22 protein-coding genes and 1 pseudogene are annotated in these 25,651 nt (G+C 65.1%); 11 read left to right on the forward strand and 12 right to left on the reverse strand.

The window, feature by feature from the left end; genetic code table 11:
- Positions 1–203 precede the first annotated feature (203 nt).
- A pseudogene (locus HL671_RS32750) lies at positions 204–1,334 on the reverse strand (alpha-hydroxy acid oxidase); the annotation flags it as partial.
- 393 nt (positions 1,335–1,727) lie between these two features.
- On the opposite strand from HL671_RS32750, the gene glmM reads away from it, so the two are divergent.
- The 5 genes from glmM (at position 1,728) to HL671_RS32775 (ending at position 6,603) form a co-directional block, all read left to right on the forward strand.
- Entirely contained in the window at positions 1,728–3,077 is a 1,350-nt protein-coding gene (gene glmM, locus HL671_RS32755) for a phosphoglucosamine mutase (protein ID WP_012042050.1), read from the forward strand.
- A 445-nt stretch (positions 3,078–3,522) separates the two neighbouring features.
- Positions 3,523–4,368, forward strand: a complete 846-nt coding sequence (locus HL671_RS32760; RefSeq protein WP_083780627.1) for an outer membrane protein — start codon at positions 3,523–3,525, stop codon at positions 4,366–4,368.
- A gap of 180 nt (positions 4,369–4,548) precedes the next feature.
- Positions 4,549–5,439: an outer membrane protein gene (locus tag HL671_RS32765; protein WP_172242293.1), complete on the forward strand. Its 891-nt coding sequence runs from the start codon at positions 4,549–4,551 to the stop codon at positions 5,437–5,439.
- Between the two features lie 83 nt (positions 5,440–5,522).
- On the forward strand, positions 5,523–6,113 hold the full coding sequence (locus HL671_RS32770; protein WP_172242296.1) for a glutathione S-transferase family protein: 591 nt from the start codon (positions 5,523–5,525) through the stop codon (positions 6,111–6,113).
- 34 nt (positions 6,114–6,147) lie between these two features.
- Complete coding sequence (locus tag HL671_RS32775; protein WP_172242299.1) at positions 6,148–6,603, forward strand: GNAT family N-acetyltransferase; 456 nt, start codon at positions 6,148–6,150, stop codon at positions 6,601–6,603.
- Positions 6,604–6,609: 6 nt separating this feature from the next.
- Here the strand turns inward: HL671_RS32775 and HL671_RS32780 are convergent, their stop codons facing one another.
- Together HL671_RS32780 and HL671_RS32785 are read right to left on the reverse strand one after the other, a co-directional pair.
- Positions 6,610–7,461 (reverse strand): amidohydrolase family protein, encoded by an 852-nt coding sequence (locus HL671_RS32780; protein ID WP_172242302.1) that lies wholly within the window; start codon positions 7,459–7,461, stop codon positions 6,610–6,612.
- Positions 7,458–8,444 carry an aldo/keto reductase gene (locus HL671_RS32785; protein WP_012042056.1) on the reverse strand — a complete coding sequence of 329 codons (987 nt, stop codon included), beginning with the start codon at positions 8,442–8,444 and terminating at the stop codon, positions 7,458–7,460. The genes HL671_RS32780 and HL671_RS32785 overlap by 4 nt, the downstream gene beginning before the upstream one ends.
- 116 nt (positions 8,445–8,560) lie before the next feature.
- On the opposite strand from HL671_RS32785, the gene HL671_RS32790 reads away from it, so the two are divergent.
- From HL671_RS32790 to HL671_RS32810, 5 genes are all read left to right on the forward strand, one after another.
- A complete protein-coding gene (locus HL671_RS32790; RefSeq protein ID WP_012042057.1) occupies positions 8,561–8,851 on the forward strand; it encodes a hypothetical protein in 291 nt (96 codons plus the stop codon).
- A gap of 142 nt (positions 8,852–8,993) precedes the next feature.
- Complete coding sequence (locus HL671_RS32795; RefSeq protein ID WP_012042058.1) at positions 8,994–10,166, forward strand: phosphoserine transaminase; 1,173 nt, start codon at positions 8,994–8,996, stop codon at positions 10,164–10,166.
- Positions 10,167–10,430: 264 nt separating this feature from the next.
- Positions 10,431–12,020, forward strand: a complete 1,590-nt coding sequence (gene serA, locus HL671_RS32800; RefSeq protein WP_172242305.1) for a phosphoglycerate dehydrogenase — start codon at positions 10,431–10,433, stop codon at positions 12,018–12,020.
- Positions 12,021–12,217: 197 nt separating this feature from the next.
- Positions 12,218–13,873, forward strand: coding sequence for a mucoidy inhibitor MuiA family protein (locus tag HL671_RS32805; protein ID WP_172242419.1), 1,656 nt, complete (start codon positions 12,218–12,220; stop codon positions 13,871–13,873).
- A 491-nt stretch (positions 13,874–14,364) separates the two neighbouring features.
- A complete protein-coding gene (locus HL671_RS32810) occupies positions 14,365–15,939 on the forward strand; it encodes an ABC transporter substrate-binding protein (protein ID WP_172242308.1) in 1,575 nt (524 codons plus the stop codon).
- Positions 15,940–16,023: 84 nt separating this feature from the next.
- Here the strand turns inward: HL671_RS32810 and HL671_RS32815 are convergent, their stop codons facing one another.
- The 9 genes from HL671_RS32815 to HL671_RS32855 all read right to left on the reverse strand — a co-directional run bounded on the left by HL671_RS32815 (position 16,024) and on the right by HL671_RS32855 (position 24,413).
- A complete protein-coding gene (locus HL671_RS32815; protein ID WP_172242311.1) occupies positions 16,024–16,371 on the reverse strand; it encodes a RidA family protein in 348 nt (115 codons plus the stop codon).
- A 7-nt stretch (positions 16,372–16,378) separates the two neighbouring features.
- The gene (locus HL671_RS32820) at positions 16,379–17,512 is read right to left on the reverse strand and encodes an NAD(P)/FAD-dependent oxidoreductase (protein ID WP_172242314.1); all 1,134 of its coding nucleotides are present in this window, start codon (positions 17,510–17,512) and stop codon (positions 16,379–16,381) included.
- Positions 17,509–18,915: an NAD(P)/FAD-dependent oxidoreductase gene (locus tag HL671_RS32825; protein WP_172242317.1), complete on the reverse strand. Its 1,407-nt coding sequence runs from the start codon at positions 18,913–18,915 to the stop codon at positions 17,509–17,511. The genes HL671_RS32820 and HL671_RS32825 overlap by 4 nt, the downstream gene beginning before the upstream one ends.
- Positions 18,912–19,208, reverse strand: coding sequence for a (2Fe-2S)-binding protein (locus HL671_RS32830; protein WP_012042065.1), 297 nt, complete (start codon positions 19,206–19,208; stop codon positions 18,912–18,914). The genes HL671_RS32825 and HL671_RS32830 overlap by 4 nt, the downstream gene beginning before the upstream one ends.
- 31 nt (positions 19,209–19,239) lie before the next feature.
- Positions 19,240–20,379 carry an NAD(P)/FAD-dependent oxidoreductase gene (locus tag HL671_RS32835; RefSeq protein WP_172242320.1) on the reverse strand — a complete coding sequence of 380 codons (1,140 nt, stop codon included), beginning with the start codon at positions 20,377–20,379 and terminating at the stop codon, positions 19,240–19,242.
- A gap of 8 nt (positions 20,380–20,387) precedes the next feature.
- Positions 20,388–21,197: an ABC transporter permease gene (locus HL671_RS32840; protein WP_172242323.1), complete on the reverse strand. Its 810-nt coding sequence runs from the start codon at positions 21,195–21,197 to the stop codon at positions 20,388–20,390.
- Positions 21,194–22,075, reverse strand: a complete 882-nt coding sequence (locus HL671_RS32845) for an ABC transporter permease (RefSeq protein WP_172242326.1) — start codon at positions 22,073–22,075, stop codon at positions 21,194–21,196. The genes HL671_RS32840 and HL671_RS32845 overlap by 4 nt, the downstream gene beginning before the upstream one ends.
- Positions 22,072–23,112, reverse strand: coding sequence for an ABC transporter ATP-binding protein (locus HL671_RS32850; RefSeq protein WP_172242329.1), 1,041 nt, complete (start codon positions 23,110–23,112; stop codon positions 22,072–22,074). The genes HL671_RS32845 and HL671_RS32850 overlap by 4 nt, the downstream gene beginning before the upstream one ends.
- A gap of 269 nt (positions 23,113–23,381) precedes the next feature.
- Positions 23,382–24,413, reverse strand: a complete 1,032-nt coding sequence (locus HL671_RS32855; protein WP_172242332.1) for an ABC transporter substrate-binding protein — start codon at positions 24,411–24,413, stop codon at positions 23,382–23,384.
- A 204-nt stretch (positions 24,414–24,617) separates the two neighbouring features.
- Here HL671_RS32855 and HL671_RS32860 point away from each other — a divergent pair, with 204 nt between their 5' ends.
- On the forward strand, positions 24,618–25,565 hold the full coding sequence (locus HL671_RS32860; protein WP_049795480.1) for a LysR substrate-binding domain-containing protein: 948 nt from the start codon (positions 24,618–24,620) through the stop codon (positions 25,563–25,565).
- The last annotated feature ends 86 nt before the right edge of the window (positions 25,566–25,651 follow it).

Raw genomic sequence — 25,651 nt, forward strand, 5'->3', positions numbered from 1 at the left:
ACACTCAAATCCGACCGAAAGCAGACTTCTTCAACGGCCTGTTAGAGCATGATCCGGAAAAGTGGAAACCGTTTTTCCGAAAAGATCATGCTCAAACAAAGAGGAAAGATCATGATGCGTTTCCGTGGAAACGCATCATGATCTAGTCCGCCAGCACCTTGCGGTCGATCTCGGCCACCGTGTTGACGCCGCACAGGCCCNTCCGCCAGCACCTTGCGGTCGATCTCGGCCACCGTGTTGACGCCGCACAGGCCCATTGTGGTCAGCAGCTCGTTGCGGATGATGTCGATGGCCTTGGCGACGCCGGCCTGGCCGCCGGCGCCGAGACCGTGGGCATAGGCGCGGCCGATCATGCAGGACTTGGCGCCGAGCGCGAGCGCGCGCATCACGTCCTGTCCGGAGCGGATGCCGCCATCGAACATGATCTCGATCTTGTCGCCGACCGCGTCCGCGATGCCCGGCAGCACGTGGATCGAGGACGGGGCACCGTCGAGCTGGCGGCCGCCATGGTTGGAGACGACCATCGCCTGCGCGCCGGTTTCGACCGCGAGCTTGGCGTCCTCGATGTCATGGATGCCCTTGATGATCAGCTTGCCCGGCCAGATCGAGCGGATCCAGTCGACATCCTTCCAGTTCAGCGAGGTGTCGAACTGCGAGGCGGTCCAGGCCGAGAGCTTGGTGAGATCCTCGGTGTTCTTCACGTGCCCGGCGATGTTGCCGAAGGTGCGGCGCTTGCCCTGCAGCACGCCCTGCACCCAGGCCGGCTTGGTGGCGAAGTCGAACAGCTTCGACAGCGACCATTCCGGCGGCACGCTCATGCCATTCTTGATGTCCTGATGGCGCTGGCCGATCACCTGCAGGTCGACCGTCAGGCACAACGCGGTGCACTTGGCGGCGATGGCGCGCTCGACGAGCGCCTTGATGAAGCCGCGGTCCTTCATGACGTAGAGCTGGAACCAGAACGGCTTCTCGACGCTGCCCGCGATGTCCTCGATCGAGCAGATCGACATCGTGCTCTGGGTGAAGGGAATGCCGGCGGCCTGCGCGGCGCGGCAGGCGTGGATCTCGCCGTCGCCATGTTGCATGCCGAGCAGGCCCACCGGGGCGAGGATCAGCGGCATCGACGAGGGCTCGCCGAGGATCGTCGTCGAGAGATCGCGCTTGGAGACGTCGACCAGGATGCGCTGGCGAAACTTGATCTTCTGCAGATCGTCGCGGTTGGCGCGCAGCGTCTCCTCCGCATAGGAGCCGCGATCAGCATAGTCGAAGAAGGCTTTGGGAACGCGGCGCTTGTGCAGCAGACGCAGGTCTTCGATACAGGTAATGTGTTTCATCGCGGTCTTCGGCTCCCCACCGACGGTCTTGCTCAGCTTGCCAGTCCTCTAGCATCTTTGCGGCGGCTGCCAAATCCGGCGCGGGCGATCCGCCGCAACCGCGCCCGACCAGCAAACCTCTGGATGTTGTGCGGCATATAAGCACCTCCAGCGAGCTGCCGCAGTGCGGGCCGCCGCCGTCAAGGCGCCGTCCTATGCCGTCGCGGCATCAGGGAAAAATTAGTCTTAACAATGTCTTATGGACGTGATGGCGGTTTCGTGGTAATGATTCATCACATTTTTTGAAGCCATCTTAGCTTTAAGGCGACTATAACCCGCGGACTAAACGGGCGGCCGGATGCCGTGATTCGGCGCGGTCGGCCCGGACTATCGAGAGCTGTTGCTGGGGGTCGTATGAGCCGTAACTATTTCGGGACCGATGGGATTCGTGGCCGCGCCAATGGCCTGATCACGCCGGAACTCGCGCTCAAGGTCGGACAGGCCGCGGGTCTTCTGTTCCAGCGCGGCGAGCACCGCCATCGGGTCGTGATCGGCAAGGACACGCGCCTGTCCGGCTACATGATCGAATATGCGATGGTCGCCGGCTTCACCTCGGTGGGCATGGATGTGCTGCTGGTCGGTCCGATGCCGACGCCGGCCGTGGCGATGCTGACCAAGTCGATGCGCGCCGATCTCGGCGTCATGATTTCGGCCTCGCACAATCTGTTCGAGGACAACGGCATCAAGCTGTTCGGCCCTCAGGGCTTCAAGTTGTCCGATGACGTCGAGAAGCAGATCGAGCAGCTGCTCGACGAGTCGCTCGACAAGAAGCTGGCGCAGAGCGCGAGCCTCGGCCGCGCCCGCCGCATCGATGGCGTGCATGATCGCTACATCGAGTTCGCCAAGCGCACTTTGCCGCGTGACCTCTCGCTCGACGGCCTGCGCGTGGTCGTCGATTGCGCCAACGGCGCCGCCTACAAGGTGGTGCCCGAGGCGCTGTGGGAGCTCGGCGCCGACGTGATCTCGATCGGCGTGGAGCCGGACGGCTTCAACATCAACAAGGAATGCGGCTCGACCTCGCCGGAGGCTCTTTGTCGGAAGGTCCGTGAAATGCGCGCCGACATCGGCATCGCGCTCGACGGTGACGCCGATCGCGTCATCCTGGTCGACGAGCGCGGCCATATCGTCGACGGCGATCAGCTGCTCGCCGTCATCGCGCAGAGCTGGAAGGAAGACGGCCGCCTGGCGCGGCCCGGCATCGTCGCGACCGTGATGTCCAATCTCGGCCTGGAGCGCTTCCTGCAGGGGCAGGGGCTCGAACTGGTACGTACCCCGGTCGGCGACCGCTACGTGCTCGAGCGCATGCTGGCCGACGGCTACAATCTCGGCGGCGAGCAGTCCGGCCACATCATCCTGTCGGACTATGCGACGACGGGCGACGGCTTCGTTGCCGCGTTGCAGGTGCTTGCGACCGTGCAGCGGCTGCGCCGTCCGGTCTCCGAGGTCTGCCACAAGTTTGACCCGCTGCCGCAGATCCTGAAGAACGTGCGCTATCGCAGCGGCAAGCCGCTCGACGCCGACGCGGTGAAATCGGCTATCGACACCGGGCAGAAGCGCCTCAACGGCCATGGCCGCCTGCTGGTGCGCTCCTCCGGAACTGAGCCCGTGATCCGCGTGATGGGCGAGGGCGATGATCGTGATCTGGTCGAGGAGGTGGTCGACGATATCGTCACCGCCGTCGGCAACGCCGCAGCCGCAGCCTGATCAGCCGCAGCCAGATTGGCAATCGAGGCCTGCCATCCCGATCGGGTGGCAGGCCTTTTTCGCATCTGTCCATGACCGAGGCCGTGATCGGCTCGCGTCTGCCGCAGCCGGCAGTGCATCGGCATGCGAGGAGCAGGCGTGTGGTCGGCTTCGTTCCATCGCGCCGTGGTTGCTTCGTCCGTAGCGCGCTCCGCTCGCTTCGGATCCTGATCGGTTCGCCGGCGGCAACTAATTAGTTGGTGTGCCGCAAGCCTGACGCGAAGCGTCGCTAACGATTTGTTAGGATGCGTTGACGGGCGATGAATAGCTGTAGATCGATCAGGGAACGTCAACCTTAATTATTAGGGTTAAGCGCTGCTTAAGCATTTGCTGCGATTGTACGGAGGTCAGTTTTGATGTGGGGCCGCGCTTTCCGATGGCCTCACCGGCCGAAGGGACGAAGCCAATGCGTAGCGTTAAGTCTTTGATCGCCGCCGGAGCGGCCTCTCTGTTTTCCACTTTGGCCTTCGCGGCCGACATGCCGATTGCTCCTCCTCCGGTCTACGCGCCGCCACCGGCGGCGGACTTTGGCGGCTGGTACCTGCGCGGCGACATCGGCTTCAGCAATCAGAAGGTCAAAGACGTTCATTACACGCGCGAATCGGCCTATACGCCGATGACGTCGTTCAATCAGACCTCCGCGTTTGACACCGCCGGCATCTACGGCGTCGGCGTCGGCTATCGCTTCAACAGCTGGTTCCGTGCCGATATCACCGGCCAGTATCGCGGCAATTCGAACTTCAAGGGCACCGATCGCTTCAACGCCACTGCGAACGGCGTGCCCTACAGCGGCATCGACAATTACAGCGCCAGCAAGTCCGAATGGCTTGTGCTCGCCAATGCCTATGTCGATCTCGGGACCTGGTGGTGCATCACGCCGTTCGTCGGTGCGGGCGTCGGCGGTGCGCGGGTCACGATCGCGAACTTCACCGACACGGGCATCAACAGCTTCACGAACGCGCCCAGCCTCGCCAGCGCGCCGACCTCCTCGAAGTGGAATTTCGCCTGGGCCGCACATGCGGGCTTGGCCTACAATGTCAATCCGAACCTGGTGCTCGAACTGGCGTACAGCTATGTCGATATGGGCGAGGGACGAACTGGCGTGCTGACGACCTATGATGGCCAGACCACCGGCAACATCTTCAAGTTCAAGGACATCACCTCGCACGATCTGAAGCTCGGCCTGCGCTGGAATTTCGACAATCCGCCGCCGCCGCCTCCGCCGATGATGCCCCTGATCCGCAAGGGCTGAGAGACGCGCGACTCCATCAGTTGGTCTGACGGCGCGGGGCCCCCCCGCGCCGTTTTGCTTTTTCCGAGTCGCGGGCAGGTTTGGTAAAAGAATTGTCAGTCCGCGTGCCGCGGCAACCAATGATTAAGGTTAACGCGCGATGATCGCTCCAGAGTGAAGTGGCTGATTTGGAGCGTTGCGATGCGTAGCCTGGTGATGGCGGTCTCGGTGTTTGGCATGGTCTCGGCTGCGCAGGCGGCCGACATGCCGGATCTCCCGGTCCTGCGCGGTGGCTTGACCGAAGGGCTCAACGGCGCACGCGCCAATTGGGACGGATACTATGTCGGTGGCCAATTCGGCTACGGGACATCGGACATGGATTTCAGCGGCGGCCAGCGCGCGCTGACGAATTACATTTTCCGCAACACCGAGCTGCAGTCCCCGACCTCGAATTGGTCGGTTCTCAACAAGCAGCACGTGCAGGGATCGAGCTTCGGCGCGTTTGTCGGCCGCAATTGGCAGTGGGACGATGCCGTTTTCGGTCTTGAGGTCAACTACAACTACATGAATCGCATGGCCGGCGCGTCATCGGGCACCCTGGGGCCGATCCTGGTACCTGCCTCCGGCGCGCCTCAGAACCATGTCTATAACTACAGCACGACGATCAGCGCTGGATCAGCCCTGACGATCAAGGATGTGGTGACGCTGCGCGGGAGGGTCGGCTGGGCGGCCGACAATTTTCTGCCATATGTGTTCGGTGGCTTGGCTGTCGGGCGCATGGAGGTGTCGCGGTTTGCGACCACCAATGTTCAGCTGAGGGATGACTATACGCAAACCGTTACGATCACGGGCCTCGGAACCGTGACAAACACGACGACGACTTACAGCCCTTTGGCAGGGGTTTCCAAGACCTATGGCGAGAGCCGCACCAACAGCTTCGTCGGCGGCTGGACGGGCGGTCTCGGATTTGAATACATGATGTGGGGCGGGCTGTTTGCGCGCGGCGAATGGGAATACGTCAAGTTCATGACGGTGAAGGATACGGCGGTGACGCTCAACTCGTTCCGCGCCGGCGTCGGCTACAAATTCTAGGCTGCTTCGCCCTGCGGATCGCCGGGCGATTGACAGCGCCGGCTGCGCCTGATGCTCTCCATTCGACGGCAACGGAGGATGGAATGCGGATCCTGGGCGATCTCAAATCGGGCAATTGTCTGAAGGTCAAATGGGTGTGCGATCATCTGGCGCTGCCCTATGACTGGGTTGACGTCGATATCATGACCGGCGGGAGCCGCACCCCGGATTTCCTGGCGCTGAACCCGTGGGGCCAGGTCCCCACGATCGTGCTGGATGACGGCCGTCCACTGGCGCAGTCGAACGCGATCATCCGCTTTCTTGCCCGCGGCAGCCGGCTCATTCCGTCGGACGCCTATGCACAGGGACGGATGGACGAGTGGCTGTTCTGGGAGCAGTACAGCCACGAGCCTTACGTCGCGACCTGCCGCTTCCACATGGTCTATCTCGGCAAGCCGGCCTCCGAGCTCGATCTGGAGAAGGTGAAGCGCGGTTATGCGGCGCTCGATCATCTGCAGCGTCAGCTCGCGCGTTCGCGCTTTCTCGTCGGTGAAACCCTGACCTTGGCCGATATCGCGCTGCTGGCCTATACGCGCGTGGCGCACGAGGGCGGTTTCGATTTGTCGGGCCGTGATGCGGTCAGGCGCTGGATCGGCGACGCCGAGCAGGCGCTCGGCCTGCGGCCGGCCGGCTGAGCGACATGGAGATGACAGGGGAATGACAGGGCGCATGGCGGTCACCATTCGAGCGGCGCGGCGCGACGATGTCGGCGCCATCGTTGCCATGCTCGCCGACGATCACCTCGGCCGGGCACGGGAGCGCGTCGAGGATCCGTTGCCCGCGTCATACTATGCGGCGTTCGAGGCAATCTCGGGCGATGCCAATATCAGTCTGATGGTGGCCGAGGACGCGGGCAAGGTGGTCGGCTGCCTGCAGCTCTGCATCCTGCCTGGCCTGAGCTCGCAGGGCGCATCGCGCGCGCTGGTCGAGGATGTCCGTGTCGCGGCGGACCGGCGCAGCCGCGGTATTGGCGAACTGCTTCTGCGATGGGCGATCGACGAGGCGCGCGGCCGGGGCTGCAACCTGGTCGAGCTGATGACGCATCAGAGCCGCACAGATGCCCAGCGCTTCTACGAGCGGCTTGGCTTCGCCAAGAGCCATTTCGGCATGGTGATGCGGTTCTGAGATCGATCAGGCTGGCAGCCGGTAGGCAGCGATCGTGTTGGGGCCGAACGCCTTGTTGCGGATATCGGAGCCGAGCTGCGTCAGGCAGTGCTCCAGCGCCTGCTTGATGGCACCATAGTGGCCGGCGAGCAGACAGACCGGCCAGTCCGAACCGAAGATCAGTTTGTCGGGGCCGAAGCAGCGCGCCACATGCGCCACATAGGGCGAAAGCCGCTCGGCGTTCCAATCGCGCCAGATCGCCTCGGTCGCCAGCCCTGAGATCTTGCACCAGACGTTGCCGCAGGCCGCGAGCTCCGCGATGCGATCGGCCCAATTCTGATCGAACCCGTTCGCGATCGGCGGTTTGGCGGCGTGGTCCAGCACAAAGTGCGCCTGCGGAAAGGCGCGCACCGTCGCGATCGCGGCCGGCAGCTCGCGCGTGCGGACCAGGAGATCGTAGGTCAGGTCGTGAGCGAAGACCCGCTCGAGGCCGCGCCTGACATCGCCGCGATAGATCCACGCCGGATCGGCTTCGTCATGAACCTGATGGCGGATGCCGACCAGCCTGTCGCCGCCAGGCAGGCGGCGCAGCCGATCGATCGTGGCGTCGAGCTGCGGATCGGTCAGGTCGACCCAGCCGACGACACCGGCAACGAACGGCGTCTCCTGTGCAATGCGCAGGAACTCCTCGGTCTCGTCGAGCGATGACCGCGTCTGCACCAGGATGGAGGCGTCGAGACCGTTTTCAGCGAGCAGCGGGGCGAGATCCGCAGGGCCGAATGGGCGACGGATCGGCGCCAGCGCGTCGCCCGCCATCCACGGATAATCGGCGCGGCCGGGATCCCAGAAATGCTGATGCGCGTCGATGGTGCGGCTCATCGTGCCTCTCCCGGTAGCGGTGCATGCGCATCGATCAGCTGGCTGGCACGCAGCGCGTGCCAGAACGCCGCAGGGATCGGGGCATGGGCCATCGCGATATTGTCGGCCGCCTCCTGCGCCGTGCGAGCCCCCTGCAGGCCGATGGTGACGGCAGGATGGGCGAGGCAGAACTGGATCGCAGCCGCCTTCAGCGCGATGCCATGCTGTTTGCACAAGGCATCGAGCGCGCGCGCACGGGCCACCAGGCTGGCATCGGCATCCTCATAGTTGAACTTCGCCTGGCCATGAGGGTTCGCCAGGATGCCGCTGTTGTAGATGCCGCCGAGCAGGATGGCGATGTTCTTCCTCGTGCAGATCGGAAACAGCGTCGTCAGCGCGCCCTGATCGAGCAGCGTGTAGCGGCCGGCGAGCAGGAAGCAGTCCACCGGAGCGGCGTCCGCGAAGCGCGCCAGCATCTCGGATTGGTTCATTCCGGCGCCGATCGCCTTGATGCTGCCGTCGTCGCGCAGGCGCTGCAGCGCCCGGAACGCGCCGGCAACCGCCTCGTCGTAATGATCGTCGGGATCATGCACCAGCAGAATATCGATCCGGTCGAGGCCGAGCCGGACCAGGCTCTCTTCCACGGAACGCATCACGCCATCATAGGAGTAATCGAACCGTGGTCTCAGCGGCGGGGTGCCCTTGTAGTGCGGATCCTCGCGCGGTGCGCCCACATCGGGTCGCAGCAGCCGCCCCACCTTGGTCGAGAGCACATAATTGTCGCGCGGCTGCTTGCGAAGGAACGCGCCGAGCCGCTGCTCGGCGAGGCCGAAGCCATAGAGCGGGGCGGTGTCGAAGAAACGGACTCCATGCGACCAGGCGGTTGCGATGGTGGCTTCGGCATCGCTGTCGCTGACCGGCTCGAACAGGCCGCCGAGCGGCGCCGTGCCGAGGCCGAGGCGGGTGACCTCGAGCGAGCTCCTGCCGAGACGGACGCGTTCCATATCTGTATCCTTCTTGTTGTGTGGGCGCGTGCAGCTTCGCGTCATTCTGCATGGATCGCCCGAGGAGACAACGTCGTCGCATTGTGCGGCACGGCAGCGGGGAGGATGAAGCAGAGATGTCGGCGATCAATCCAATCACGGCGCTCGGCGTCGTGCTGGCGACTGCGGCCACCGACGCAGTCTATGTCATGTTCACCTCGGCGGTCGTTGCGCGGCGGCGCCTTTCGGCCGCGACGTGGAGCTCGATCTGGTACATGCTCTCGTCATTCGCGGTGATCAGCTACACCGAGAACTGGATCTATGTTGGCTTTGCGGCCATCGGCTCGTGGATCGGCGCTTACGCCTCGATGACCTTCCTGCATCGGCCACCCAGCGGGCAGGCGCCCGTCGGCGCGGCGCCGGAATGAGGTTGTTTGCATGCCAGCCAATTCTGCGTGAACGCGCGACCAACAGCCCGCGAAGTTCCTTGACGCGGAACGGCCGTTCCCTTAATCACGCCAGCGGGACACCTCCCCCCAACGGGAGGCTTACTATCTGGAAGGATAGACGATGACTGCAGCGAAGCCTTCGCAGCGGCCTGCCGTGCCGCATTTCTCCTCCGGCCCCTGCGCCAAGCGCCCCGGATGGACCGCCGAAAATCTCAAGGACGCCCCGCTCGGCCGCTCGCATCGCGCGAAGATCGGCAAAGCCAAGCTCAAGCAGGCCATCGAGCTGACGCGCGACGTGCTCGAAGTGCCGGCCGACTACAAGATCGGCATCGTGCCGGCGTCCGACACCGGCGCGGTCGAGATGGCGCTGTGGTCGCTGCTCGGCGCGCGGCCGGTCACGACGATCGCCTGGGAATCCTTCGGCGAAGGCTGGGTCAGCGACATCGTCAAGGAGCTGAAGCTCAAGGACGTCACCAAGCTGCATGCGGGCTATGGCGAGATTCCGGATCTGTCGAAGGCCGATCCGGCCACCGACATCGTCTTCACCTGGAACGGCACGACCTCCGGCGTGCGCGTGCCGAATGCCGACTGGATCAGCGCGAGCCGTGAAGGCCTGACGATCTGCGACGCCACCTCGGCCGCCTTCGCGCAAGCCCTGGATTGGCCGAAGCTCGACGTCGTCACCTTCTCCTGGCAGAAGGCGCTCGGCGGCGAGGCCGCGCATGGCATGCTCATCCTTTCGCCGCGCGCAGTCGAGCGGCTCGAGACCTACAAGCCGGCCTGGCCGCTGCCGAAGATCTTCCGCCTCACCAAAGGCGGCAAGCTCAATGCCGGCATCTTCGAGGGCGAGACCATCAACACGCCGTCGATGCTGTGCGTCGAGGACTATCTGGATGCGCTCAACTGGGGCAAGTCGATCGGCGGCCTCAAGGCGCTGATCGCGCGCGCCGACGCCAACACCAAGGTGCTGGCGGACTGGAAGGCGCGCACGCCCTGGATCGATTTCCTCGCCCAGGATCCGGCGATCCGCTCCAACACCTCGGTGTGCTTGAAGGTGGTCGATCCCGCCATCACGGCGCTGTCGGCCGATGCCCAGGCCGAGTTTGCCAAGAAGCTGGTGTCGCTGGTCGAGAAGGAAAACGCCGGCTTCGATTTCGCGCATTACCGCGACGCGCCGGCCGGCCTGCGCATCTGGTGCGGCGCGACCGTGGAAGCCAGCGACGTCGCGCTGCTGACGCAGTGGATCGACTGGGCGTTCGCGGAAGCCAAGGCCGCGCTGCCGAAGGCCGCCTGAGGTTCGCGCGACGCCGCCATTGCGAGCGCAGCGAAGCAATCCAGGGCCGAACAGGACGTCTGGATTGCCTCGTCGCAAGTGCTCCTCGCAATGACGAAATAAGTTGCGAGAGTTGAGCTAAGCGTAGCGCGCTGTGCCCAACATCTATGTAACCTGACGCGAGAGAGCGGTGGGCACGCTTTGCTTTGCCCACCCCACGAGCTTTCCCCTCATCCCGGCGCGCTGCGCCGCCCTCCTCGATGGAAGGCGTGAAGGACCATCGTCATGTCAAAGCCCAAGGTTCTCATCTCCGATGCTCTGTCCCCGGCCGCCGTGCAGATCTTCAAAGATCGCGGCGTCGAGGTCGACTTCCAGCCCAATCTCGGCAAGGACAAGGATAAGCTCGCCGACATCATCGGCGATTATGACGGCCTTGCCATTCGCTCGGCCACCAAGGCGACGGCCAAGATCATCGAGCGCGCCAAGCGGCTCAAGGTGATCGGCCGCGCCGGCATCGGCGTCGACAATGTCGAGATTCCCGCGGCGACCGCCAAGGGCATCATCGTGATGAACACGCCGTTCGGCAATTCGATCACCACCGCCGAGCATGCGATCACCATGATGCTGTCGCTGGCCCGCGAGATCCCGCAGGCCGACGCCTCGACGCAGGCCGGCAAGTGGGAGAAGAACCGCTTCATGGGCGTCGAGATCACCGGCAAGACGCTGGGCGTGATCGGCTGCGGCAATATCGGCTCGATCGTCTGCGACCGTGCCCAGGGCCTGCGCATGAAGGTGATCGGCTTCGATCCGTTCCTGACCGAGGAGCGTGCGCGCGATCTCGGCGTCGAGAAGGTCGAGCTCGACGAGCTCTTGAAGCGCGCCGACTTCATCACCTTGCACACGCCGCTGACCGACAAGACCCGCAACATCATCGACGCCGCCGCGATCGCCAAGATGAAGCAGGGCGTGCGTATCATCAATTGCGCGCGCGGCGGCCTGATCGACGAGCAGGCGCTGCTCGCGGCGCTCAACAGCAAGCATGTCGCGGGCGCCGCCCTCGATGTGTTCGCCGAGGAGCCCGCCACCAGCAATCCGTTGTTCGGCCACGCTTCCGTGATCTGCACGCCGCATCTCGGCGCCTCGACTACGGAAGCGCAGGAGAACGTCGCGCTGCAGATCGCCGAGCAGATGTCCGACTATCTGCTGACCGGCGCGATCTCGAATGCGATCAACTTCCCCTCGATCACCGCGGAGGAAGCGCCGAAGCTGAAGCCGTTCATCGCGCTCGCCGAGAAGCTCGGCTCGTTCGCCGGACAGCTCACCGAGAGCAGCATCACCAAGATCCAGATCACCTATGAGGGCCAGGTCGCGGAGATGAAGACCAAGGCGCTGACCTCGGCTGTGCTGGCAGGCCTGCTGCGGCCGATGCTGGGCGAGGTCAACGTGGTGTCGGCGCCGGTCATCGCCAAGGAGCGCGGCATGATCGTCGACGAGGTGCTGCGTGCCGGCGAGAGCGACTATGAGAGCCTGATCACGGTCGCGGTGACGACTGAGCAGCAGGAGCGCGCGGTGTCCGGCACGGTCTATGCCGACGGCAAGCCGCGCCTCGTGGACATCAAGGGCATCCGCGTCGACGCCGAGTTCGGCAAGTCGATGATCTATGTCACCAACGAGGACAAGCCGGGCTTCATCGGCAAGTTCGCAAGCCTCTTGGGCGACGCCAAGATCAACATCGCGACCTTCCATCTCGGCCGCGTCGCCGCCGGCAGCGACGCCATCGCGCTGGTCGAGATCGACGGCGCCGTGCCGGCCGAACTGCTTGCCAAGATCCAGGCGCTGCCGCAGGTCAAGCAGGCCAAGGCGCTGACGTTCTGACCGCAAGGCGGGATCCCGACGTCCCGAAAAAGGCAGCGCGGAAGATCGCCGCGCTGCCTTTTTTCATTCTCGACGACGCTCGAATGATCGTCTTCGGACCTGATTGAACCCGCTTCACTTTCCCCACGTCTAAAAGCCCGATGAAGGGCCGGCTGATCCGGTCTCGTGGGCGCTGGGCTGCGGAGAAAGTGATGATCATGCGACACAGAGGCCTGACGGCCACGGGGCTCGTTCTCGGCGCAGCGCTGAGTGCTGCGCCCGGCCATGCTGCCAACCGCGACGTGACCTCGACCGTCGATGCCGTCACCGTCTATCCCGACGGCGCCAGCGTCACGCGAGTCATCGCGCTCGACCTTCCCGCCGGTGATACGACGGCGATCGCCAAGGATTTTCCGCTCGGGCTCGATGCGTCCTCGCTGCGCGTCGAGGGCGAGGCCGGTGCAAAACTCGTCATCGGCACCGTCGATGCCAAGCCGCCGCGCGCAGCTCCGTCGGCCAACGTGCCGGAGATCGACAAGCGCATCGAGAGCTTGAAGGACGAGCGTGCCAATCTCGACGGTGCCATTGCTGCCGCCCTTGCGCGCAAGAAGTTTGCCGAGCGGTTCGCCGCGGCGTCGCCGGCCGGTCTCGGCGAGAAGGGCGAGGCACGGCCTGTCGCGGAGTGGCGCAACGCCTTTGCCGCGGTCGGCGAGGAGGTCGGCCAGGCCGATGCCGCGATCCGCGACGCCGAGCGCAAGCAGCGCGACATTGACCGCGAGATTGCGCGGCTGCAGGCGGATCGCGCGGACAAGCCGCCGAGCAAGCTGGAGGTTCAGATCGAGCTCTCGGCCGCGGCCGCGACCAAGGCTGTCTTGCGTGTGACCTACACGGTCCGCAACGCCCATTGGATGCCGCTTTACGACGCGCGTCTCGAGACGTCGGCGAAGGACCGCAAGCCGGCGCTGGAACTGGTGCGACGCGCGGAGGTCCTTCAGGCCACCGGCGAGGATTGGTCCGATGTCGCACTCTCGGTCTCGACGGTGCGAACGGGACGGGGCGGCAGCGCGCCCGAGCTCAAGACGGTGATCGCGCAATATCCGCCGCCGCCGAGGCCGGCGGTTCCCAGCGCGGCACGCGGACTCCCGGAGATTCGGCAGGAATTCCGGTTCAACGGCGGGACGAGCTTTGGCGACGTCGCGGACAAGGCCCTCGAGCAGGAGACGGTCGCGGAGATCAGCGCGTTCCAGACCGTCTTCCGTCTTCCCGGCCGCGTCACTGTCGGGGCGAATGAGGGCGCCAAGAATCTGCGCATCTCGACCGCGACGATCACGCCCGATTTGATCATCCGTTCGGCGCCCATCGTCGATCCCACCGCCTATCTCGAAGCGAGCTTCCCGCAGACCGAGGACGCGCCGCTGCTGCCGGGCAAGGTCTCGATCTATCGGGACGGCATGTTCGTCGGCACCTCGAACATGGCCCATGCCGGCAAGGGCGAGCCGGTTCGCGTCGGCTTCGGCGCCGATGACAAGGTCAAGATCGAGCGCAGCGTGATCAAACGCAATGAAGGCTCGGCGGGCCTGATCGTGACGACCGCGAAGATCGATGAGCGCGCCTTCAAGACCACGATTCGGAACGCGCATGATTTCCCGGTGAAGGTCGCGATCCAGGATCAGCTGCCGGTCAGCGAGAATGAGGAGATCGCGGTCGAGATGCTGCCCTCCACGACGCCGCCGACATCGCTCAATGTTCGCGACCGGCGCGGGGTGACCGAATGGATCGTCGATGCCAAGCCCGGCGAGACGAAGGACATCTCGTTTGCGTGGCGGGTGCGCTGGCCGAAGGACAAGACCATCGTGCTCAATCCGTCAGGCTAACTGATATTCAGAGCCTATCATTCAACGGACCGCCTGGTCAGACGGTCCGTCGAACGCGCGCCTTTCATCAACTCGAGATCAGGCCGCAGCTGTCGTTGAAACCCGAGGTGTTAGTTCGATCCGGGCCAATGCAGCTGCGGCATCATTGCGTCGCGCTTGCCCTCATCTGAACTCAAAGCGGTCGTAGATGCCGGGAATGTCGTGTCTTTGCCCAGACACGGACGCAAGTCACAATCGGCGGTATTCGGACATCAACGCTGCGGGATACGGGAAAACAATAGCTTTCGCGCGATCCAGGCGGCGGCAGGAAGAATTGACCGGCCCCGACTGTCGGGGCCGGCTAGCAGAATTTTCCTGATGTTTCCGGCATTCCCCATCGTCATGACGATATCCGAATTACCGCAATCGATGGTCATCCCGGTTGGCCTCATCCTTGCGTTCGGTCTATGCGAGACGCGCGGCGGAGAGCAACGGAGGTCTCGGTCTACCAGATGCAATATCTGTCTTTCGCCTCGTGCATCACGCGGCATTCGCTTCGACCGGCGGTGTTGTCCGCCGTCATCATCGCCGCACATGCGAGTGGGGCCGCCGCGGCCGACAGTGTGAACGTGGTCCGCGAGCTGGCCGGCCGTGTCGGCCCGATCCTCGGTTCCGCCCAGGCCTGCACCAGCATCGCGACACGCCGCGTTCAAGTGATGCTCGGCAAGTTTCAGCAGGCGATCCGCGAGGCCTCGGCCAACCCGAACGACCGCAACGAGCTGGCACGCGAGTTCGAGAAGAACATCGCCGATGGCCGGACTGCGGTGAATCGTGGACGGGCCGATTGCAGGCTGGTCGAACGCCAGCTCGCCGATCTCGAAGGAAGCGTCGGCGCGCCGCCGGCGCCGGCCGCCGCGCCGCTCGCCGGCAATGCGGCCAGCCCTGCACGGCCGGCCGCTGCTGGCCAGGTGCGAGGCGTGACCGATCAGGAAATCCGCTTCGGAATGGTGATCCCCTACACGGGAAGCGCCAAGGAGAACGGGCAGAGCTACAAGCGCGGTATCGAGGTGGCGTTCGCGCGGGCCAATGCCGGCGGCGGCGTCCATGGCCGGACGCTCAAGCTGATTGCCGCCGACGATGGTTTCGAACCGACGCGGACCTTGGACGCGATGAAGCTGCTTTGGGACAAGGAGCAGGTGTTCGGCTTTCTCGGCAATTTGGGCACGCCGACCGCGGCGGTCGCCGTGCCATTTGCGCTCGAGCGCAAGGTGCTGTTCTTCGCGCCGTTCACCGGCGGCAGCGTGGTGCGGCACGATCCGCCGGACCGTTATGTCTTCAACTACCGGCCGAGCTTCGTCGAGGAAGCCGACGCCGCGGTGCGCTATCTCCTGAAGATGCGCAAGATCAGGCCGAACCAGATCGCCGTGTTTGGCCAGAATGACGATCTGGGCGAGCAGGGCTTCGCCGGTGTCGCCAAGGCCTATCGTGCCGCCGGTCTCAACGACTCGACGATCCTGCGGCTGGTCTATAACCGCAACTCCATCGACATGGACGAGGCCGTCGCCCAGTTGAAGCAGCAGAGGGTGCCGATCAAGGCGATCGTGATGGTCGGCACCACGCGCCCGGCGGCGAAATTCATCGAGAAGACGCGCGATCTGTTTCCCGGCATGATCTACACCAACATGTCGATCGTCGGCGCCACGGCGCTGGCGCAGGAATTGATGCTGCTGGGACCGCGCTTCACCGAGAATGTCATCGTGACGCAGGCCGTGCCGGCCGTCTCCGGCTATTCGAGCACCGTGCTCGAATTCAAGACGGCGCTGGCCCAGGTGGCGCCCGGCGAGGTGCCGGACTACATCTCGCTCGAAGGCTATATCGCGGCGAACCTGCTGATCGACGCGCTGAAGCGCTGCGGACCGCAGCTCGACACCGAACGCCTGGTGGAGACGCTGGAGAGCACGCGGAATCTCGACATGGGGCTCGGCGCCGCGCTCAATCTGAGCCGCGGCGATCACCAGGCCCTGCACAAGGTCTGGGGCACCCAGCTCGACAAGACGGGCGTCTATCAGCCGATCGATCTGGAATGAGTCTGGGGGACGGGCCGGGCGGCCCGTCATCCCAATGCGTCTGCGCCGGCCCGAACCGCCGGGCCGGCAACGGCCGTGGCGCGATCAGTCCTTGACCGCGGTCACCACGATTTCGATCAGCGCGCCACCGCCGAGATCGGCGACGCCGACGGTGGCACGGGTCGGCAGATCCTCGCCGAAGAATTCGGTCCAGGCCGCATCCATCTCCTTCTTCTTCGACAAGTCCGTCACGAAGATCTGGCCGGAGACGACACGCGACCGGTCGGTGCCGGCCTCTTTCAGAAAGCCGTCGATCTTGCCGAGGATGTTGCGGGTCTGCTCGCCCATCGACACCGATGTGTCGTCGGCGATGGTGCCGCCGATGAAGACGAAGCCATTGGCTTCGACGATGCGGTGATGGATGGCCGAGCGGATCTTGCGGGTGATGGTCATGCTGTCCTCATGCTGTTGCTGAAGGGGAGGCGTTGCGGAAGCGCTCGATGCTGAGCTCTCGGATCCGGGTCTGCGTGCCGCCATGCACGATCAGTTCGGCCATGACGGCGCCCGCGCCGGGGCCGAGCTGGAAGCCATGCAGCGAAAAGCCGAATTGATGAAACAGGCCCTCATGCACGGCGCTTGGCCCGAACACCGGGATGTCGTCCTGCATGCGCGCCTCGATGCCGGCCCAGGCCCGCATGATGGTGGCGCTGCGCATCGCCGGGAATAGCTCGAACACGGTGCGCGCGCTGATGGCGAGGCTGCGCCAGTCGAGCACCGTCTCGTTGCGATCCTGATCCGGCGCCGCGAGATGGCCGCCACCGATCAGCACGGTACCGTTCTTGAACTGCTTGAACGACAGTTTGCGGCCGCGCAGGATCACCACGGGATCGATGAAGTGCGGGACCGGCGAGCTGATCATCAGCATCGGCGCCACGGTCGTGACCGGCACCGGCTCGCCGAGCGCGGCGGCGATGTGGCCGCCCCAGGCGCCGGCGGCATTGACCAGAATGGGGGCGGCATAGGTGTCGCCGCCGACATCGACGCGCCAGAGCCGATCCTCCTTGCGGATGTTGCCGGCGGTCACGCCCTCGCGGATGATGGCGCCGAGCTGCTCGGCCTTGCGGCGAAACGCCGTCGTGGTCTTGGCGGGCTGTGCCGCACCGTCACGGCGCGAGACGATCCCGCCAGGACAGCTCTCTGCCACCGCCGGCACCAGCCGGCGCAGCTCGGCGCTGTCGATCAGCTCCTCATGGCTGAAGCCGCGCGCGTTGAGATCGGCGACCCGCTCACGGCAGGCGGCGAGCTCGGCCGCGTTCTCCGCGACAAGCACCTGGCCATGGCTTTCGAAGCCGCAATCATCGTCGACCAGTGCGGCGATGCTCTCCCAGATTCCCATCGACCGGATCGACAACGGAATCTCGGCGACGTCGCGCGCGAGCTGGCGCACGCCGCCGGCATTGACGCCGGAGGCGTGGCGGCCCGCATAGTCCTTTTCGATCAGCACCGGCTTCAAGCCGGCGAGACAGAGATGCAGCGCGGTCGAGCAGCCGTGGATGCCGCCACCCACGATGATGGCATCCGTGTTGATCGTCATCCGCGCACCACCGCCTTGGTGGCCTCGTCGCTCTTGGGCAGGCTTGCGAGCTCCGACAGCATGATCGGCTTCACCGGCGCGCGCAGCCGATAATAGCCGATTTCCTGCGGGCTCTTGCCGCGCGCTTCCGCCATCAGCTCGGTGACGGTAAGGCCGCACAGCCGGCCCTGGCATGGGCCCATGCCGGTGCGGCGATAGGCCTTGAGCTGGTTCGGCCCAGTCGCGCCGATTGCGACGGAATCGAGCACGTCTTTGGCGGTGATCTCCTCGCAGCGGCAGACGATGGTGTCGCCTTGCGGAATGCGGAACTGCTTCGCCGGCTTGAACAGGATGTCGAGGAAGGCGCGACCGCGCTCGGCGCGCTTCAACTGCGGTGAAAGATCGGAGACCTTGGCGGTCGGGCGAAGCGCCTTGATCGCGCGTTCTGCCGCAATGCGCCCGCGCCACAGCGCCGCCTGCGCGCCGCCGATGCCGGCGCCATCGCCGGCGATCGCGATGCCGGGAATCGAGCTGTTGCCGTCGGCATCGAGCACGGGCGTCCAGCACAATTGCAGCTCGTTCCAGCGATGCTCGACACCGGCGGCCATCGCCAGGTTGACGTTAGGTACCACGCCGTGATGCAGCAGCAGCAGCTCGACCGGCAGCGTCTCGCGCCGGCCGCCGGCCGTGACATAGCTGACCGACTCCAGCCGGTCCGTGCCCGCCGCCGCCAGCTCCGTCACGCCGGTGGTGACTTTCACGTTGGCGCGGACCTCACGCATCATCGCCAGCCCCTTCACGAAATAAAGCGAGGTCATGAAGGCGAAGGCATGGGGCAGCGCGGCCAGGTAGTTGGCGCGCGGCGTGGTGTCGAGCACGCGGTCGATGCGGCCGCCGAGGCGCAGGATCTGCGCGGCGAGCAGCCACAGCAGCGGTCCCTGGCCGGCGAGGACCGTCGGGCCATCCGGCACCAGGCCGGACGATTTCAGCATCGTCTGCGCCGCGCCGGCCGTCATCACGCCGGGCAGGGTCCAGCCTGGAATCGGAAACGGCCGCTCCTGGGCGCCGGTCGCGATGATGACCCGCTTGGCCTTGATGAAGGCCGAGCCGCCGCCGACGGAGACGCCGAGCTCGAGATTGCGGTCGAGACTCCACACCGTCGCGCGATGGATGATCTCGGCGCCGCCGTCGCGGGCGGCCCTGGCGATCTCGGCGCCCGACCAGTAATCGGCGCCGAGCAGCGCTTCATTCTTGACTGGCGTTGCGCCGATCGCGCGCCAGACCTGGCCGCCGGGACCGGCGTTCTCGTCGAGCAGCAGCGTCGACAGGCCGGCGCGGGCCGTTGCGGTTGTCGCGGCGAGTCCGGCCGGACCGGCGCCGATCACGACGACGTCGTATTGCTCATGCTTCGGCGCGGCGCTCATTTGCCGATCTCCCGCTTGCCCTTCTGGATTTCGATTTGCATGCCCTCGGCCACGGGCACGAGGCAGCCCTGGCGGTTGCCGACGCCGTCGATGGTGACGAGGCAGTCGAAGCATACGCCCATCATACAGTAGGGCAGTCGCTTGGCGCCGCTCACCGCGGTGTCGCGCCTGACGTCGAGACCCGAGGCGAGCAGCGCGGCCGACACCGTGTCGCCTTCGCGCGCCGAGATCGCCTGGCCCTCGACATGGATGGTCAGCGCTCGCCTGCCATCATCCTCAGCTCGTTTGAACATCATCGTCTCCGTGGCGGCGTTCGCCGCGATCTCAGTAATAGCCACTGCCGCCCGCGCCGATTTCGTCGGCGAAGCGCTTGGCTGTGAAGGCGCCGACCAGTTCGGGCTCCAACGCGCCGTCCTTCACCATGCGGGCGATCTCGAAGGCGTGGTTGGCGGCCAAGGTCACGCCGGAATGGCAGCAGGCGACGAAGGCCCCCGGATGGGTCTCGGACTGCTCGTAGATCGGGAAGCCGTCCTTCGGCATCACCCGGATGCCGGTCCAGCTCCTGACGACATTGAGGCGCGCCAGATGCGGGAACATGCGCTGGGCCCGGTCGGCCATCACGGCGTTGATCGGATGGTTCTGGACGCGATCGTCGAGCTCGTCCTCCTTGCTGTCGCCGATCATCACCGTGCCCTCATCGGTCTGGCGGATCGTCGTCAGCGGATGCGGCAGGAACGGCATCGTGCGCTCGGTCACGACGATCTGGCCGCGAGTCGGTCCCATCGGCGCCGACAGCCCGACCATCGGCGCCAGCGTCTGGTTGGCGTTGCCTGCCGCGAGCACGACCTTGGCGGCCCGCAGCTCGCCTTGCGCCGTGGTCAGCCTGAACTCGTTGCCCTCGCGCGCAATGGCGCTGACGGCGCGCTCGGGCAGATAGTCGACCCCGAACTGCTTCATGCCGGCATGCAGCGCGCGGAAGGTGCGCAGCGAGTTCACATGGCCGTCGAACGGACAGAAGCTACCGCCGGACACGTCGGGCCCGATCAGCGGCAGCATCTTCTTCACCGCTGCGGCGGTCAGCATCTCCATGTGGTAGTCGGCCGCACCGACCTGGTTGTGCATGCGCGCGACGAGCTGGCTGCGCTGCTCGTATTCGGCCTCTCCCAGGCAGAGATGAAAGCCGCCATTCTGCTGCAGCACGACGTCGAGCCCGGTCTGCGCCTTCAGCTCCTCCGCGAGCTTCGGCCACGCCTTGGCGCCGCGCACGGTCCAGCCCGTATAGGCCGGCATGCCCAGTCCCTTGCTCTGCACCCAGACCAGCGCGAAATTGGCGCGGGACGCCCGCTTGGCGATGTCGCCCTCGTCGAGCACCGCGACGCGCTGGCCGAGCCGGCCCAGCCCCCAGGCGATGGCAGAGCCGAGCAGGCCGCCGCCGACGATGGCGACGTCGTAATCTCTCATCATGGTCTCTCCTATCGCCCTGCGTCGCCGCCCTTGGCGGTGAGCACCCGGTCGAGTCCGTAGCAGCGATCGAGCAGGATCAGGACGGTCATGGTGATGGCGATGACGCTGGCGGACACCGATGTCACCAGCGGATCGATGTTGTCCTGGATGTACAGGAACATCCGCACCGGCAGCGTCTCGGTGCCGGGCGTTGCCAGGAAGATGGTCATGGTCAGATCGTCGAATGATTGAATGAAGGCGAGCATCCAGCCCGAGACGATGCCGGGCAGGATCGCCGGCAGGGTGACGCGGCGGAACATGGTCCAGCCGTCGGCGCCGAGCGAGATCGCTGCCATCTCGACCGAGCGATCCATGCCGGTGGCCGCCGCCAGCGTCAGCCGCAGTGCAAAGGGAAACACGACCACCACATGCGCGATCACCAGCGCCAGAAATGTGCCGCCGATGCCGGCCGACGTGAAGAAGCGCAGAAAGGCGATGCCGAGCACGACATGGGGAATCATCAAGGGCGAGAGAAACAGCGCCGACAGGGCGTCGCGGCCGCGGAACTGATACCGGCTGAGCGCGAGCGCGGCCGGCACCGCAAACAGCAGCGCGACACAGGACGACAGCGCCCCGAGCCACAGGCTCACGGCGAAGGCATGGACGAATTCCGGATAATTGGCGAGCGCCTTGAACCAGCGCAGCGAGAAGTTCGTCGTCGGAATCGACAGGAAGCCCTCGGGTGTGAACGCGACCCAGCAGACGACGACGATCGGCGCCACCATGAACACCACGAACAGTGTGTGGAAGACCAGCGCGACGGGACCATTCCGGCTCATCGGAACATCTCCTGATAGCGGCGCTCGATCAGCGCATTCGATCCGACCACGATCAGCACCAGCGCGATCAGCAGCAGCACGGCGACCGCCGCGCCGAGCGGCCAGTTCAACGTGTTGAGGAATTCGTCATAAGCGAGGGTCGCCGCGACCTTGAGCCGGCGTCCGCCGATGATCGCGGGCGTGGCGAAGGCACTCGCCGACAGCGAGAACACGATGATGGCGCCCGACAGCACGCCGGGCATGATCTGCGGCAGGACGATGCGGCGGATCACGGTGAACGAGCCGGCGCCGAGCGACAGCGCGGCGTTCTCGACCTGCGGATCGAGCCGCTGCAGCGCGGTCCACACCGCGAGCACCATGAACGGCATCATCGCATGGGCCAGCGCGATCACCATGCCGGTCTCGGTGAACATGAAGCGGAGCGGCGAGGCGATCAGTCCGGACGTCATCAAGAGCTTGTTGACGAGGCCGTTGTTGCCGCCGAACAACAGCGCCCAGCCGAGCGTCCGCGCGACCACTGAGATCAGCAGCGGTCCGATGATGATGAGCAGGAAGAGACCTTTCCATGGTCCCTGCATGCGGTTGAGAATGTAGGCCTCGGGCACGCCGAACACCGCCGTGATCAGGGTCGCGAGGACGGCGACGCGGAAGGTGCGCCAGAACATCTCGGCATAATAGGGATCGTCGACAATCTCGATCCAGTTCTTCAGGATGAAGACCGGCTCGATGCCCTTGTACTGGCCCCAATCATGGAACGACAGCAGCACGGTCATCGCCAGCGGAATCACGACGACCCCGGTGAACAGCATCAATGCCGGCAGCGCCAGCGTCAGCCCGGTTCGCGCGTCGGACGGGTTCGCGGAGACGGTCGTGCTCATGCGGCCACGCTCGCCCGCAGGCTCATGTCGGAGTTCTGCCAGATCAGGTGCACTGTTTCGCCCTGGTCCGGCTGCGGCTGGCCGTCATTCTGACGGATCACGATCGCGGGGCCGCATTCCGTGTCGCACTGGAACAGCCAGTGATTGCCCTGGAAGATGCGGCTGGTGATCCGCCCCGCGAGGCCGGAACTGCCGAAGCTGATGCGCTCGGGGCGCACGCTGATGGTCACCGTCCCGGTGGCGCCGGCCGGCGCCGGCGCGCTCCACGAGCCCGCAACGAGCCTGGCTAACCCGGCAGTGCGCTCCACCTCGGCCGCGAACTCATTGGTCTTGCCGAGAAACTGCGCGACGAAGGCCGAAGCCGGCTGCTCATAGACCTGCTGCGGCGTGCCGATCTGCTCGATCTTGCCTTTGCTCATCACGACGATGCGGTCGGACAGCGACATTGCCTCGATCTGGTCGTGGGTCACGAGGATCGTCGTGGTGCCGAGATTGCGCTGGATCTGGCGCAGCTCGATCTGCATGTCCTCGCGCAGCCGCGCATCCAGATTGGACAAGGGTTCGTCGAGCAGCAGCACCGAGGGGCGGATGACCAGCGCGCGTGCCAGCGCGACACGCTGCTGCTGGCCGCCGGACATGCGGCGCGGGTGCCGGCCTTCGTAGCCGGCCAGACCGACAAGCGCGAGCGCCTTGCGCACGCGCTCGTCACGCTCGTCGCGCGGCACTTTGCGCATCTCGAGCCCGAAGGCGACGTTCTCGGCCGCCGTCATGTGCGGAAACAGTGCATAGCTCTGAAACACGATGCCGAGCCCGCGCTTGGCCGGCGGCATGGCGACGAGGTCCTTGCCTTCGAGCCTAATCGTGCCGTGGGACGGATCGAGGAAGCCCGCGATCATCTGCAAAGTCGTCGTCTTGCCGCAGCCGGACGGGCCGAGAAACGAGATGAACTCGCCCTTGGTGACAGCGAGGCTGAACTCTTCGACGGCCGTGTTGGGGCCGAAGGATTTTCCGACGCGGTCGAGTTCGAGGAGGGACATGCGGGTTTCCGGGACGACACAAGGATGGCGCTGGACAAGGCGATGCTTCTGCAATGCCAGACATCATCGGCGTCTAGCAACGCGTTCGCTGCAACCTCGCCCCGCTTGCGGCGAGAGGTCGGATGGCATCGCAAGATGCCATCCGTGTGAGGGGGGACAGGTCTAACAATTCGTACCGATCGGGCCGCTGCCCCTCACCCCAGCCCTCTCCCCGTGAAGAACGGGGAGAGGGAGCGCAGCGGTGCGAGAGAGAGCTCGCGGCAAACTTCTCAGCGCTCGACCTCGCGATTCCAGCGCTTGGTCCATTCCTCGCGCTTCTCGTTGACCACGGTCCAATCGGGCGCATAGACCTTGGTCGCACGCTCGCCGATCGGCGCCATCGCGCCGACGCCTTCGGGCACCACGACGGATTTCACGACCGGGCCGTAGCCATATTCCTTGAGCATGGTGAGCTGGATCTTCGGATCGAGCAGCAGCTTGATGAAGCTCGATGCCAAAGGCGAGGTCGAGGTCTTGGCGATCGGGCACGCCGTCGTCAGCAGGCTGACCGCACCTTCCTTCGGATAGACGAAGTCGACCGGGAAGCCGGTGTTCGCAAAGCTCTGCACACGGCCCGAGCCCCACACCGCGATAACGGCCTGGCCCGACTGGAACAGCTCGGTCATCTTGCCGGGCGAGGGCTCATAGGCCAGCACGTTGGGATTGATGTCGTTCTTGAAGATCTTGAAGCCGGGCTCGACGTTGGTCTCGCTGCCGCCGTTCATCTTCGCCAGCATCAACAGGGCGTTCAGGCCGTAGGTGTTATTGATCGGCGGAATGACCAGCTGCTGCTTGTATTTTGGGTCCTTGAGGTCGTTCCACGAGGTCGGCGGCGCCCAGCCTTTCTCGGTAAACACCTTCTTGTTGTACATGAGGCCGGTGGCCACGAGGCCGATGGCGACGGCACGGTCGTCCTTGAAATGCGCGATGTCGAGGAGATCGCCGGGGAGGCCCGTCACCTTGTCGCAGAAGCCGAGCTGGATCGCCTGATACATCGGACCATCGTCCAGGATGGCGACGTCGATCTGCTGGTTGCCCTTCTGGGCCTGCAGCTTGGCCAGCGTATCGGTGGAATTGCCGGCGACATATTCGACCTTTACGCCATTGGCCTGCTCGAATGGCGGGATCACCTCGTCGCGGATCGTCTTCTCGAACGAGCCGCCATAGCCGGCCACGTACAGCGTCTTCTGCTGAGCCCAGGCCTGAGAGGCCGAGGCGAGGACGGCAAGGCTGACCATCGTCAGAACGTTCAGGTGCTTCATGAAGGATCTCCCCTTATGTGCGCGCCGGTCTCGAGGACCGCCGTGAGATCCAGCTGCGCGTTCGGACGTCCCACCCCGCGTTGCGGCCGGGTAGCCTAAAAAACGAGCCGTCTCTCCAACTGATGAAAAAGATCGCAGCCCCACCTTTTATCGTCCAATGAATAATGGCAAGCTATTCATGCTCAAATGTTATGAATGGCGGCCATGGCCAGGATCAATTCGCGACAAGTCGAGGCCTTCAGGGCGATGATGCTGACGGGCAGCGTCACGGAGGCGGCCAAGCTCATGGCGGTGACGCAACCGGCGGTCAGCCGCCTGCTGCGCGACTTCCAGGCGCTGCTCAAGATGGAGCTGTTCGAGCGGCGCGGCACCGGCCTGGTGCCGACCGCGGCGGCCACGGCCCTTTACATGGAGGTCGAGCGCTCCTTTGTCGGGCTCGATCGCATCACGGCGGCGGCCGAGGAGATCCGCGGCCGTCGCACCGGCACGCTGCGGATCGCGGCGCTGCCGGCGCTGGCCAATGGTTATTTGCCCCGGCTGGCCGGGCACTTCCTGATCGAGCGGCCGAATCTCAACCTGGCGTTTTTCGGCGTGATCTCGCCGATCGTGATCGACTGGGTGCTGAATGCGCAATGTGACGTCGGCTTTGCCGAGGTCCCCATTGCCCATGCCGGTTTGCCGAGCGTCAAATTGCCGGCGCTGGCGCGCGTGGCCGTTCTTCCGGCCGGTCATCGTTTGTGTGCCAAGCAGGCCTTGATGCCCGGCGATTTCGAGGGGGAGACTTTCATCTCGCTGTCGGCCGGATCCACCAGCCGGCATGTCATCGACCAGATCTTTCATCGCGAGGATGTCAGACGGGTGCTGCGGGTCGAGACGACGCTGTCGGAGATCATGTGCGGCATGGTGTCGTCGGGATTGGGCGTCGCGATCTGCGATCCGTTCACGGCGCGCGAGTTCGACGGACGCGGCGTTACCGTGCGTCCGTTCCTGCCGCGCATCGATTTCGAGTTCGCGGCCGTGTTTCCGCCGCAGCGCAGCCCGTCGCCGGTCGCCTTGGATCTCGTCGAGACGGTTCGGCGCGCGCTGGAGGCGTTCGGCCGCGATGCGCCGTCGATGCGCGACACGGTGGCCGCGCCGTCGCTTGATCCATGACAAGCCGTGCTGCCGAGAGCCTGTTATGCGCGACGGGAGCCATTCGGTCCCGCTCCCCCGATGAGCGGCGAGCGAGCTGCCCGAAA

Origin of the sequence: Bradyrhizobium denitrificans (genome assembly GCF_013179005.1) — a bacterium.
Lineage (GTDB): Bacteria > Pseudomonadota > Alphaproteobacteria > Rhizobiales > Xanthobacteraceae > Bradyrhizobium > Bradyrhizobium denitrificans.